This is a genomic window from Streptomyces flavidovirens DSM 40150, from assembly GCF_000429085.1.
In the GTDB taxonomy this organism is placed as follows: Bacteria; Actinomycetota; Actinomycetes; order Streptomycetales; family Streptomycetaceae; genus Streptomyces; species Streptomyces flavidovirens.
Genome location: NZ_AUBE01000004.1, coordinates 305015 through 317581, shown reverse-complemented (window position 1 = coordinate 317581; position 12567 = coordinate 305015). Strand labels below are relative to the sequence as shown.

General features: G+C 70.8%; 13 protein-coding genes. 9 read left to right on the top strand and 4 right to left on the bottom strand.

Annotated features, from left to right (window positions below; translation table 11 throughout):
• Nucleotides 1-39: 39 nt before the first annotated feature.
• From G412_RS0108795 to G412_RS39585, 5 genes are all read left to right on the top strand, one after another.
• A complete protein-coding gene (locus tag G412_RS0108795; RefSeq protein ID WP_028811774.1) occupies nucleotides 40-2172 on the top strand; it encodes an ATP-dependent DNA helicase UvrD2 in 2133 nt (710 codons plus the stop codon).
• A gap of 182 nt (nucleotides 2173-2354) precedes the next feature.
• On the top strand, nucleotides 2355-2657 hold the full coding sequence (locus tag G412_RS0108790; RefSeq protein WP_037648196.1) for a hypothetical protein: 303 nt from the start codon (nucleotides 2355-2357) through the stop codon (nucleotides 2655-2657).
• Nucleotides 2658-2815: 158 nt separating this feature from the next.
• Nucleotides 2816-3193: a WhiB family transcriptional regulator gene (locus G412_RS0108785; RefSeq protein ID WP_028811772.1), complete on the top strand. Its 378-nt coding sequence runs from the start codon at nucleotides 2816-2818 to the stop codon at nucleotides 3191-3193.
• Nucleotides 3190-3513, top strand: a complete 324-nt coding sequence (locus G412_RS0108780) for a hypothetical protein (protein WP_028811771.1) — start codon at nucleotides 3190-3192, stop codon at nucleotides 3511-3513. Before G412_RS0108785 ends, G412_RS0108780 begins: the two co-directional genes overlap by 4 nt.
• Before the next feature lie 117 nt (nucleotides 3514-3630).
• Nucleotides 3631-3858, top strand: a complete 228-nt coding sequence (locus tag G412_RS39585; RefSeq protein WP_157839070.1) for a hypothetical protein — start codon at nucleotides 3631-3633, stop codon at nucleotides 3856-3858.
• A gap of 9 nt (nucleotides 3859-3867) precedes the next feature.
• Here the strand turns inward: G412_RS39585 and G412_RS0108775 are convergent, their stop codons facing one another.
• Together G412_RS0108775 and G412_RS0108770 are read right to left on the bottom strand one after the other, a co-directional pair.
• Nucleotides 3868-5298 carry an ABC1 kinase family protein gene (locus G412_RS0108775; RefSeq protein ID WP_028811770.1) on the bottom strand — a complete coding sequence of 477 codons (1431 nt, stop codon included), beginning with the start codon at nucleotides 5296-5298 and terminating at the stop codon, nucleotides 3868-3870.
• A 42-nt stretch (nucleotides 5299-5340) separates the two neighbouring features.
• On the bottom strand, nucleotides 5341-6495 hold the full coding sequence (locus G412_RS0108770) for a ThiF family adenylyltransferase (RefSeq protein WP_028811769.1): 1155 nt from the start codon (nucleotides 6493-6495) through the stop codon (nucleotides 5341-5343).
• A gap of 201 nt (nucleotides 6496-6696) precedes the next feature.
• Between G412_RS0108770 and G412_RS0108760 the strand changes: the two genes are divergently transcribed.
• The 4 genes from G412_RS0108760 (at nucleotide 6697) to G412_RS0108745 (ending at nucleotide 10481) form a co-directional block, all read left to right on the top strand.
• Complete coding sequence (locus G412_RS0108760) at nucleotides 6697-7272, top strand: M48 metallopeptidase family protein (RefSeq protein ID WP_078606862.1); 576 nt, start codon at nucleotides 6697-6699, stop codon at nucleotides 7270-7272.
• Between the two features lie 107 nt (nucleotides 7273-7379).
• A complete protein-coding gene (locus G412_RS0108755) occupies nucleotides 7380-9014 on the top strand; it encodes a TerD family protein (RefSeq protein WP_028811767.1) in 1635 nt (544 codons plus the stop codon).
• Between the two features lie 11 nt (nucleotides 9015-9025).
• Nucleotides 9026-9706 (top strand): AIM24 family protein, encoded by a 681-nt coding sequence (locus tag G412_RS0108750; RefSeq protein ID WP_028811766.1) that lies wholly within the window; start codon nucleotides 9026-9028, stop codon nucleotides 9704-9706.
• 19 nt (nucleotides 9707-9725) lie between these two features.
• Complete coding sequence (locus tag G412_RS0108745) at nucleotides 9726-10481, top strand: AIM24 family protein (protein ID WP_028811765.1); 756 nt, start codon at nucleotides 9726-9728, stop codon at nucleotides 10479-10481.
• Nucleotides 10482-10554: 73 nt separating this feature from the next.
• On the opposite strand, the gene G412_RS0108740 is transcribed toward G412_RS0108745, so the two are convergent.
• Nucleotides 10555-11076, bottom strand: coding sequence for an NUDIX hydrolase (locus G412_RS0108740; RefSeq protein ID WP_028811764.1), 522 nt, complete (start codon nucleotides 11074-11076; stop codon nucleotides 10555-10557).
• Nucleotides 11073-12542: a zinc-dependent metalloprotease gene (locus G412_RS0108735; RefSeq protein WP_028811763.1), complete on the bottom strand. Its 1470-nt coding sequence runs from the start codon at nucleotides 12540-12542 to the stop codon at nucleotides 11073-11075. Before G412_RS0108735 ends, G412_RS0108740 begins: the two co-directional genes overlap by 4 nt.
• Nucleotides 12543-12567 lie beyond the last annotated feature (25 nt).

The following is a 12567-nucleotide window of genomic DNA, read 5'->3' as shown; positions in this document are numbered from 1 at the left end:
TCCTCTCTTTTCCCGCAGGTCCCGGACTCGGCGGACGCGGTGCTCGATGGGCTCGACCCCGAGCAGCGCGAGGTCGCGACGGCCCTGCACGGTCCGGTGTGCGTGCTGGCGGGAGCCGGCACCGGCAAGACGCGCGCCATCACGCACCGCATCGCGTTCGGCGTGCGCGCCGGGATTCTCCAGCCCGCCAGTGTGCTGGCCGTCACGTTCACCAACCGCGCCGCGGGCGAGATGCGCGGGCGGCTCCGCCAGCTCGGCGCGGGCGGCGTCCAGGCGCGGACCTTCCACTCCGCTGCGCTCCGCCAGCTCCAGTACTTCTGGCCGAAAGCAGTCGGTGGCGACCTGCCCCGGCTCGTCGAGCGCAAGATCCAGCTGGTGGCCGAGGCCGCCGCCCGCTGCCGCGTCCGCCTCGATCGCAACGAGCTGCGGGACGTGACGGGCGAGATCGAGTGGGCGAAGGTCACCCAGACCGTCCCCGCCGACTACCCGGCCGCGGCCGCCAAGTCGGGCCGCGACGCTCCCAGGGACGCGGCGGAGATCTCCCAGATCTACGCGATGTACGAGCAGCTCAAGCGCGACCGGTCCATGATCGACTTCGAGGATGTGCTGCTGCTCACCGTCGGCATCCTCCAGGACCGGCACGACATCGCCGACCACGTGCGCAGCCAGTACCAGCACTTCGTGGTGGACGAGTACCAGGACGTCAGCCCCCTCCAGCAGCGGCTGCTCGAACTGTGGCTGGGCGACCGGCCCAACCTCTGCGTCGTCGGCGACGCCAGCCAGACGATCTACTCCTTCACCGGCGCCACCCCGGACCACCTGCTGAACTTCCGCACCAAGCATCCGGACGCGACCGTCGTGAAGCTGGTCCGTGACTACCGCTCGACCCCTCAGGTCGTCCACCTGGCCAACGGTCTGCTGAGCCAGGCGCGCGGCCGCGCCGCCGAGCACCGCCTTGAGCTGGTCTCCCAGCGGGAGCCCGGCCCCGAACCCCTCTACACGGAGTACGCGGACGAGCCCGCCGAGGCCGAGGGCACCGCCCGCCGCATCCGCGACCTCATCGCCGCCGGCGTCCCGGCCGGCGAGATCGCCGTGCTGTACCGGATCAACGCCCAGTCGGAGGTCTACGAACAGGCGCTGGCCGACGCCGGAGTGCCCTACCAGCTGCGCGGCGCTGAGCGGTTCTTCGAACGGCAGGAGGTGCGCAAGGCGATCGCCGGCCTGCGCAGCGCCGCCCGGTTCGGGGACAACGACCCGCTGCTCGACGACGTCGTGGACCTGCCCTCCCAGACCCGCGCCGTCCTCAGCGGCAACGGCTGGACCCCGCAGCCCCCGGCCGGCTCCGGCGCCGTGCGTGACCAGTGGGAGTCACTGGCCGCGCTGGTCCGTCTCGCCGAGGACTTCGCGAAGACCAGGTTCACCGCCACGCTCTCCGACCTCGTGGCCGAACTCGACGAGCGCGCGGCCGCCCAGCACGCGCCCACCGTCCAGGGCGTCACCCTCGCCTCGCTGCACTCGGCGAAGGGCCTGGAGTGGGACGCCGTGTTCCTGGTCGGCCTCACCGAGGGCATGATGCCGATCACCTACGCCAAGACCGACGAGCAGGTCGAGGAGGAGCGACGCCTGCTGTACGTCGGAGTCACGCGCGCCCGCCTGCATCTGGTGCTGTCCTGGGCCCTGTCCCGCTCCCCGGGCGGCCGGGCCTCGCGCCGCCCGAGCCGCTTCCTGAACGGACTGCGCCCCGGTTCCTCCGTCCCCGGCAGCCGTGGCGCGTCCGCCCCGCGCGCCGGCAGCGGCTCCGGTGCCGGCATGGGGGGCCCGGCCAAGCGCAAGCGCCGCAGCTCGGCCCTGTGCCGGGTGTGCGGAAAGACGCTCACCGACGCCGGTGAGGTGAAACTGATGCGCTGCGAGGACTGCCCGTCCGACATGGACGAAGCGCTGTACGAACGGCTGCGCGACTGGCGCGCGGGCCAGGCGCGGGAGCTGGGCCAGCCCGCGTACTGCGTCTTCACCGACAAGACGCTGATGGCGATCGCCGAGGCGGCGCCGGGCGAGGCGGGGGAACTGGCCGTCATCGCGGGGGTCGGCGCCCGCAAGCTGGAGCGTTTCGGAGCCGATGTGCTGGCTCTCTGCGCAGGTCAGGACCTTGGAGGAGCCGACGAGGAGGACTGATTCAAACTCGTCGGGAAAATAGTTTGCGCATGCCCCAGCAATCCCCATAGGTTCTTAACCACGGGAACAGCGACTTCTCTGAAGCCCTGACTCCGTGCTGTACTTATCCGAATACGTAGGGACCGGCCTCGTGCCAAGGGTCCCCGAGACGCCGAGAGGAGGCGAGCCCAGTGACCAGCTTCATGAACTTCACCAAAATGACCGATCGCTCGGTCGTCGCCCCCTGCCCGCTCGGCTCCTCGCTCCGTGGCACCGGTGTGTCCGGCGGCATTCCCGCCGTCCGCCCCGCCTCTCTCGCGAGCCTCCCCGTCCTGGTCCTGGCGCGCAATGAGCGACCGACCAAGGCACCGGAAGCAGCAGTAGCAGCGGCACAGGGGAAGGCCTATGCCTTTGCGGCAGCCGGTGCCGGATCCAAGAAGCAGACGACGCAGCACCACACGATGTGGGCCTTCCGTGGGCTCGAACCCTGGAGTGATCCAGCCTGATCCAGGATCAGGCAGGCGCCTTCAGGGCCGCGGAACCCCACCAGGGATCCGCGGCCCTTCTGTTTTGCCCGAACGGGCGAGACAGAGCGAAGGGGCTTCGGGACAGCAACCGCCACCCGGCCGACCGGCCGGAACGACTCGACGAGGAACAAACCACCGTGCAACTCGAAACGCACGCCCCGTCCGTACCGCCTTCCCAACCGATCACCCCGCCCGGTCTCACGGAGGACCCCACCTTGACTGCCCCGGCCCCCCTCACCGCGCTCACCGCGCTCGACGACGCCATCGAGAACCTCGGCGTGCCCGTCCCCTGCCGTTCGTACGACCCGGAGGTCTTCTTCGCCGAGTCCCCGGCCGATGTCGAGTACGCCAAGTCGCTCTGCCGCACCTGCCCGCTGGTCGAGGCCTGCCTCGCCGGTGCCAAGGAGCGCCGCGAGCCCTGGGGTGTCTGGGGTGGCGAGCTCTTCGTCCAGGGTGTCGTAGTCGCCCGCAAGCGGCCGCGTGGCCGCCCGCGCAAGAACCCGGTCGCGGCATGAACGTCACCGGAACCATCGACCGACCCCATACGCACGATCCCAAGAAGCAGGCCCCGATGACCTCTTCCCCCAGCGAGCCCTTCGGCTCCGCTACCCACGACGTCACGATCACCGGCGCGAACGACTCGCGTCAGAACAGGAACCGCGAGATGCAACTCATCCCAGAAGCCCTGGCCCGTGCCCATATGCAAGAACGCCGGCGGGAAGCCGAGGCGGAACACCAGGCCGTGCGCCTGGTCGCCGCCCGGCGGATGCAGCGCCGCGCCGAGCGCGTCTCACTGCGTGCCCGCCGGGCCCTGGCCATGGCGGTCATGCAGTAACAGGCAGGCGCCGGCAGGCCGGAGCAGACGAAGCCCTCCGCGGGGGCCGGTCCGAAGGGACCGGCCCCCGCGGTGCGTTGTCCGGCCACCGCGCCCCGTCGGAGATATCGTCACGGAGTGCTGAGTTCTCCCGGGGAGGACCCCCGGCCCCCCGAGCAGGCTCCTGATTCCGCGGAGCCGGGTGGCGAGAGCGTGGTGTGCTCCCGCTGCGGCAAGCCCTCCGAGCACACACCACCCACCTGGACCTGCTCCGTGGAGAACGGCAGGCGCCACTACTTCTGTGACGACTGCGCGCGCGCCAACCTCAGAGCGATCGAAGGCCGGCTCGATTCGCCCTGGTGGTGAACGGCCCGGTTACGCCCCGGCCGCCGCCCCGTCCACGTCTTCGGCTACTTCCGCCTCTGGCGTTCCCTCCGCCTCCTCGGCGAGGAAACCGGGCAGCCACTCCTCCAGTTCGTGCCGCAGCCGTACGGTCGCACCCAGTTGGCAGAGCACTCCGATGGTGCTCAAGGTCACCCGGTGTATCAGCAGATAGGCGGGCGGCAGATTGAGCTGCTTGCCCAACCGGTGCGCGGGGGAGCGGACATCGGCGATCCGCGCCGCCTGCTGGCGCAGCCACCCCCGCGTGAACGTGAACTCGTCGGCCTGCGCGGGCTCGATGATGGGCAGCAGATAGTCCAGCACCTCGTCCGGGTCGAGATCGATGGAATCCTTCACGAAGCCCTCCTCGCGGAGCAGCTCGTACACCGCGTCGGCCTCACCGTCGAGCGTCAGCCGCAGTGACGTTCCGATCGTCGCGGGCAGTCCGCCGGACAGCCGGTCCACCGTGCCGAAGTCCAGGACCCCGAGCCGCCATTGGCCGACCGCGTCCTCCTGATCCTCCTCGTCGCCCCCCGCGCCCGCGTGGCCCACGGGCAGCAGCCGGAAGTTGCCCGGATGCGGGTCCGCGTGCAGCAGGCCCGTGCGGGCCGGCCCCGAGAAGAGGAAGCGGGCCAGCAGCTGCCCCGCCCTGTCCCGCTGCTCCGTCGTCCCGTCCGCGATCACATCGGCCATCGGTATGCCGTCGATCCACTCGGTCACCAGCACCTGATCGCTCTGGTGCACCACATCCGGCACCACCACGTCCGGGTCGTCAGCGAACTGCTCCGCATGCTGCCGCTGGGCCTCCGCCTCCAGTTCGTAGTCCAGCTCCTCCGACACCCGGTCACGCAGCTCGGAAATGAGCGGCTTGATGTCCATCCCCGGCACCAGCGGGCCGAGCAGCCGGGCGAAACGGCTCAGTTGGTTCAGGTCGGAGAGCAGGGCGTCCCCGGCACCCGGGTACTGGACCTTGACGGCCACCTCGCGCCCGTCGTGCCACACGGCCCGGTGCACCTGGCCGATCGAGGCTGCCGCCGACGGCTTGTCCTCGAACTCCAGGAACAAGTCGCGCCATTGTGCTCCGAGCCGCTCCTCCAGCACCGCGTGCACCGTGCGGGTCGGCATCGGCGGCGCGGCTTCCTGAAGCTTCGTCAGCGCCGCCCGGTACGGTCCGGCGACCTCTTCGGGGAGCGCGGACTCGAACACGGACAGGGCCTGCCCCAGCTTCATCGCGCCCCCCTTCAACTCACCGAGGACCTTGAACAGTTGGTCGGCCGTGCGCTGTTGAAGCTCGCGACCCACTATCTCGGCCGACTTGCCGCCGATTCGCTTGCCCAGGCCCCAGGTGGCTCGGCCGGCGAAACCCAGCGGCAGTGCCGCCAGCTTGGCGGTACGGGTGACCGCCTTCCGGGGAAGATCAGACATGCGCCCCTCCAAATCCCAGACACCCGTGGCCGCCTGCGACGGTCACCCGGCCATTGTGTCCTGTGGCTCCCCGGCCCCCGAGGCGCACTCCCCCTGAGTCTGCCCACTGGCGCCGCACGTACAGTCGCGGTGCGGTGACATCCGCTCCTGCCGCCAGTCCAGCAGCGGCATCGACACCTCCCACCGGACCCCCGTCGTGGCCGGCAGCTCACCGTCCAGAAACGACAGGGCGTGCGCCGCCGCCATCCCCGCCACCGCGGTCGCCAGACCGACGTCGCAGGCCGGTACGGGCCCGCCGCGGCCGGAACGCCACTGCGCCAGCATCCGGGGCCACCCGGGGTCCCGGTCCACCCGCCCCAGCGCCATACAGCCCGCGCAGGCACTCCCGCCCGGCAGCACCAGCGGCCCGACCACCCCCGTCGCCTCGACGACTCCCGCATAAAGATGAGGAGTCCCCGATCGCAGCCACGGTTCCGCGGCGACGGGATCGGGCGCATAAGCGGCGGATCCGTCGCGGGGCGCCACGATCACCAGGGAGAGACCCGGCTCGCCACCCGCCGCATCCCCCGCCGCCTCGGCGGCCTCCGCCGCGCGCGGAGGCTTGCCGGGCGCGGCCCGCCGGACCAGCTGCCGCGCCGCCACGTCACGCCGGCCGCCCACCGACTCCGTGCTCAGCCCGCCCGGCGCCACATCCCAGAGCTCCGTGCAACCGCCGTCCATCACCTCGACCCGCCCCACGCCGCCGGCGGCCAGCACCGAGGCGATCGTCGCGCCGACCCGTCCGGCGCCCCGCACCTGGACCCGCATCGCGCGCCGCGCCGCCAGACGCCGTGCCCCGCCGCCCGGTTCGCAATGGACCACCGAAAGGGACGCCAGATCGGGGCGGAGCCGGTCGAACACGTCGGCACGGCCCCGCAGCGCGTCCGCCGCCGCGCCTCCCGCCGTCGCGTCGTCGATCAGACCCGCCGCCGCCAGCCTCGCCACCAGGTCGTCCACCCGTCCGTCGGGCAGCCCCATCGCCCGTGCCTCCTCCCGCAGCAGCGGCAGGCCGCGTGTCCCGTCGAGCAGCCCCAGGAAACTGCCCGTCGCCGTATCCACCGGGCCCACTGTCACCGCGTGTGCGGGCGTCATGCCGAATTGCACGGTCTGCCGGTCCCGCCAGGCGCGCCGCAGCGCGGGCTTCACCATCGGATGCATATCGCCGTCCCCCGTCGGTCTGTCCCAAGATCCGCTCTCGGAACTCAGCATGCACGGCGCGGCCAAAGGGCGCCGAAAGTTGTCCACAGAGGGGGCGGATTAGTCGTATCAGTCGTTCAAATGCTGCACACCAGGGAGCGGTTGGCGTTCGAACCATCCGGAGGCGGGACTTCCGCCACTGGCAGCGGGTAACGTCGTGGCGTGCCCGTCGACCCTCTGCACAGTGCGACACATCAGCTGCCCCGCGGTTCGCGGTCGAGCGCTGTCGAGGTCCGCAGAAGCGCCCGCCGCAGCAGGACGGTCTCCGCGTACCGGGAGGGCGACCGCACGATTGTGCTCATCCCCGACCGGATGTCGGAGGCCGAGGAGCAGCGCTGGGTGACCGTGATGCTCGACAAGCTCGCCGCCCAGGAGAGCAAGCGCGTCTTCGGCGACGCCGAACTGGCCGAGCGTGCCCGTCGGCTGTCCGCCCAGTGCTTCGACGGCAGGGCGCGCCCCGCGTCCGTGCGCTGGGTGACGAACCAGAACACCCGCTGGGGATCGTGCACCCCGGCCGAAGGCAGCATCCGCCTTTCGCACCGCCTGCAGGGCATGCCGGAGTACGTCGTCGACTACGTACTCGTCCACGAGCTCGCCCATCTGCTCGTACCGGGTCATGGCCCGCGTTTCTGGCAGCTCCTGGAGGCGTACCCGCGCACCGAGCGTGCCCGCGGCTACCTCGAGGGAGTGGTCGCAGCAGAGCGGCTGCCGCACCTGCCGGCCGCGCGCACCGAGTGAGGGTCGGTGATTCTGTACCGAGTGTGTACCGGCCCGGCCGGATGCCGCCGTTCGCGGGTTAGCCTGACGCGACGCATTCACCGCGGGATGGGGGACGGTCGTTACGCATGGCCAGGGAATTTCAACGCGGCCACAAGGCCAAGATCAGTGACCTCACAGCGGGCACGGATCTGTACGTAGGTGTGCAGATCGCGGGGCCCGGACTGACCTTCGACATCAGCTGCTTCGGGCTCGACGCCAACGAGCAGCTCTCGGACGACCGGTATTTCATTTTCTTCAATCAGCCGAAATCGCCCGAGGAGTCGATTCAGCAGCTCGGCGCGCAGTCGGGTGACACCGAGTCGTTCCGCGTCACGCTGGACCGCATCCCGGCGAACATCCACCGGCTTTCCTTCACCGCGACGATCGACGGCGCGGGGCAGATGTCGCAGGTGGGGCCCGGTTACATCCGGATCGTCGCGGGGGGCGAAGAGGTCGTCAGGTACGCCTTCACGGGGTCGGAGTTCACCACCGAGCGCGCTGTGATGCTGGGGGACTTCTACCTGAAGGACGTATGGCGGTTCGCCGCTGTCGGCCAGGGCTTCGACGGCGGGCTCGACGCCCTGCTGAAGAACTTCGGCGGTGAAGTGGCTGAGGAGCAGCCGGCCGCGCAACCGCAGGCAGCGGCGCCCTCCTTCGCCCCGCCGCCCCAGGCGGCGCAGCCCGCACCGTCCTTCGGCGCACCCACCGCCCCGTCGGCCCCTGCGCCGGCGCCGGCCCCCGCGCAGGGCTTCGCCCCGCCGCCGCAGCCCGCACCGCCGCAGCCCGCCCCGCAGATGTACGCGGCGCCGACTGTCGCGGCGCCGATGGCTCCGCCGCAGAGTGGCCCCGTACCGCCGACGCCTCCGTCGCCGTACGGACAGCCGCCCCAGCAGCCGCAGTTCGGCCAGGTCCCGGGTCAGATGCCCGGCCAGGTCCCCGGCCAGGCCCAGCCGCCCGGCGGTTACGGCCAGCCCGCCCCGTACGGTCAGCCCCAAGGCATGCCGCCGGGCATGCCCCCAGGCGTACCGCAAGGCGTGCCCCAAGGCGTCCCCCCGGGCGGAGCCGGGCTCAAGGCCGCCCTCCAGCCGTACCGCGAGGCAGCCACCGGACAGCGCTGGACCCCGCAGAACCAGCAGCTCATGCGAGTCGAGCTCGGCATGGGCGGTACGCCGATCCTCGCCCGCCAGGGCAGCATGGTGATGTACCAGGGCAAGGTGGACTTCAGTCACAAGGGTGCGGGCTTCACCGGCCGCATCGTGGGCAACGCCACCGGGCAGGAAATGGAGTTGATGCGCTGCTCCGGACGCGGCCAGGTCTTCCTCGCCGAGAACGGCGCGCACCTGCACCCCATCGAGCTCCAGGGCGACGGCATCTGCGTCTCCGCCGAGAACGTTCTCGCGTTCGACGAGTCGCTGCAGTACGAGGTCCGCCGCATCGAGGGGCACGGCATTCCGGGCGGCGCCCTGTTCACCATGCAGTTCCAGGGAACGGGCACCGTCGTCGTCAAGACGCACGGCATCCCCGTGGTCCTGCCGGTCACGCCGACCACCTTCGCCGACGCCAACGCCGTCGTCGCGTGGTCCTCGGCATCCCAGGTGATCCTCTCCAGCCAGGTGCGGCTGCGCCGCAACGCCTACCCCGGCCACAGCGGAGAGACCGTCAACCTGCAGTTCCGGGGAGCGCCCGGAAACTTCATCGTCGTCCAGCCCTACGAGGTCTGAGGGAGCCCGTCATGAATCAGCAACTCGCGGGCTACGCCCCGACCCCGATCGCGGCACGCATGGAGAACCACGGGCGCGCGATGCTCAAGGTCGCCATGGCCACCGGCCAGGACCTCTACGCGCGCACCGGCTCGATGGTGGCGTACGAGGGCTTCATCCAGTACGAGCCGAACCCGCCCGCTGTACGCCAGATCGCGTCCCAGTGGGTCACCGGCGAGGGCGCGCCGGTCATGAAGTGCAGCGGCGACGGCCTGCTCTACCTCGCCGACTACGGCGCGGACGTCGTCGTCATCAACCTCAACAACGACTCGCTCTCGGTGAACGGCAGCAACGTGCTCGCCTTCGACGCGCACCTCCAGTGGGGCGTCGAGAAGGTCAAGGGCATGGCGAAGCTCGCCGGACAGGGCCTGTGGAACGTCGAGATCGCCGGCACCGGCTGGGTCGCCCTGACCTCGCGCGGCACACCGATCGTCGTCGAGTGCGGCCGCGGCGAGGACGAGACGTACGTCGACCCCGACGCCCTTGTCGCCTGGTCCCCGAACCTCAAGGTGAAGGGCAAGCGCAGCTTCAAGGCGTCCGCCCTCGTCGGGCGGGGCAGCGGAGAGGCGTACCAGATGGCCTTCTCCGGCGAGGGAATCGTCGTCGTACAGCCGAGCGAGGACAGCACCGACCGCCTGCGGATCCGGGGCTGAGGGGGAGCGAGAACACACCATGCAGAGCCCGCTTTTCAGTCACACCGAACAGCAGTCCCAGGACCGGTACACCGTGCAGAACCCGCAGCTCCTGCGGGTCTCGCTGACCGGTCAGGACGACCTCCTCGCCCGCAAGGGCGCGATGGTCGCGTACCAGGGGCTGATCGATTTCGACGGCGAGTACCGGTCGAACAGCCAGCGGCGCGCCCGCGCCAGCACCGGTGAGGGTCTCGACCTGATGCGCTGCTCCGGGCAGGGCACCGTCTACCTCGCCAACCTCGCGCAGTACGTCCATCTCGTGGACGTCGACCGCGAGGGCATGACGGTGGACAGCGCGTACGTCCTGGCGCTGGACTCCTCACTCCACACCGAAGTCATCGCTGTGGACAGCCAGTACGGCATCTCCGGCACGGGCAAGTACCAGCTCAACATCTCCGGGCGGGGCAAGGTCGCGCTGATGACCTCGGGCCAGCCCCTGATGCTTGAGGTCACGCCTGAGAAGTACGTCAACGCCGACTCGGACGCGATCGTCGCGTGGTCCAGCTCCCTGCGCGTGCAGATGCAGGCCCAGACGCACTCGTCGAACGTGCGCCGCCGGCGCGGCAACACCGGTGAGGGCTGGGAACTCAGCTTCCTCGGGCAGGGCTTCGCGCTCGTACAGCCCAGCGAGGTGATGCCGCCGCAGGACGCCCAGGTGGGGCAGGGCATCGCCGCACAGTTCGGCGTGGGACAGCAGGGCGCCCGCGGCCAGAACCAGAACAACGCCTGGAACTGACCGTCCTGAGAGCACAGGTAAGGGGCGGGCTCCTGGGAGCCCGCCCCTTACTCACCTGCGCGCGTACGCCGGTCTACAGTGCCGCGCGGGTATGTTCCACCAGCCGTACGACCGACTCGTCGGCCACGCCCGCCACTTCGTCGTACGCGAACCAGCGCAGATCCAGCGACTCCTCGCTGATCGCCTCGACCGCACCGCCCGGCGCCAGCGCCGCGTACTGCACGTCCAGGTGCCAGTTGCAGGGCGCCGGGATCGGGTGCCGGTCCAGCCGCACCGGGCCGACGGGCAGCAGCGTGAGACCGGCGATGCCGGACTCCTCCGTCGCCTCGCGCAGCGCGGCGTCGCTGAGCGTCGCGTCGCCCGGCTCGCAGTGGCCGCCCATCTGCAGCCACATGTTCAGCTTCCTGTGCAGCGTCAGCAGCACCCGCCCGCGCTCCGGATCGACGACCAGCGCGCTCGCCGTGAGGTGCCCGGCCTCGCAGGCCTTCCACATCCCGTCCGGGTGCGCCGACAGGTGATCCAGATAGGTCTGGCGCAGCTCTTCCTGGTCTTCGTACCTCTTCAGTACGAGGACAGCGTCGTCGTGCAGGCTCACTTGTCGCTGTCGCCCTCTTCGTCGCTGCCCTTGCCTTCGTCGCTGCCCCTGCCGTCGTCCTTCTTCAGGTTCGGCTTGTCCGCGCTGCCGCCGGCAGCCTCGCCGAGCATCTTGTCGATCTCGGAGAAGTCAAGCTGCTCGCGGTGCACGAACCCGTCGGGGTCGTCCAGGTCCTCGGCCGTCGGAAGCATGTCCGGGTGCTCCCACAGCGCGTCGCGCCCGTCCAGACCGCGCGCGTCCGTGAGCGAGGCCCACAGCCGTGCCGCGTCCCGCAGCCGCCGCGGGCGCAGCTCAAGACCGATGAGCGTCGCGAACGTCTGCTCTGCGGGACCACCGGAGGCCCGGCGCCTGCGCAGCGTCTCGCGCAACGCGTCCGCCGACGTGAGCCGGGGCTTGGCGGCCTCGTGGACCACGGCGTCCACCCAGCCCTCGACGAGCGCGAGGGCCGTCTCCAGACGGGCCAGCGCCGCCTTCTGCGCCGGGGTGTCCTCCGGCTGGAACATGCCTTGCTGGAGCGCCTCCTGAAGCTGCTCCGGGTGTGACGGGTCGAGCTGGCCGACCACGTCCTCCAGCTTCGAGGTGTCCACCTGGATACCGCGCGCGTACCCCTCGACCGCGCCGAACAGGTGCGAGCGCAGCCACGGCACATGAGCGAAGAGCCGCTGATGGGCGGCCTCGCGCAGCGCCAGATACAGCCGCACCTCGTTCCTCTCGACGCCCAGGTCCTTGCCGAACGCCTCGATGTTCAGCGGCAGCAGCGCGGCCTTGCCGGCCGGGCCCAGCGGCAGCCCGACGTCGGTCGAGCCGACCACCTCGCCCGCCAGTACGCCCACGGCCTGCCCGATCTGCTGGCCGAACATCGCACCGCCCATCGACCGCATCATCCCGAGCAGCGGGCCCGCCATGGCCTGCATCTCCTCGGGCAGTACGTCGCCCATGGCCGCCCCGACGCGCTCGGCGACCGGGTCCACCAGCTGCTGCCACGCGGGCAGGGTCGCCTCGACCCACTCCGCGCGGCTCCACGCCACCGACGTTGCCGCACCGGAGGGCAGCGAGGTCACGCCGTCCAGCCACAGATCGGCGAGACGCACCGCCTCCTCGACCGCGGACCGCTCGCCGGGGCTCACGCTGGAGTCCTTGGCGCCGTCCGCCGTGCCCTGGGAGACCGTCTGGCGGGCGATGTCCTTCGCCATGTCCCAGTTCACGGGACCGCCCTCGTAGCTGAGCATCTGCCCAAGCTGCTGGAAGGCCGCGCCCAGGTCGTTCGGGTTCAGCGAACCGAACATCGCGGCGAACGGATTGTCTCCGCCCGCGCCGCCCGAGCCGCCCGGCAGACCGAACCCGCCGAACGGGTTCGCCGGACCCTGGCCACCCTGGCCACCGCCCTGGCTGCCCTTCTTCTTGCCATCGTCGCCGTCCTCCGGCTCCTCCGGCGGAAGGCCGAATCCGAATGGGGTGTCACTCACGGGTTTCCTCGGCTCGTAAGGCCGC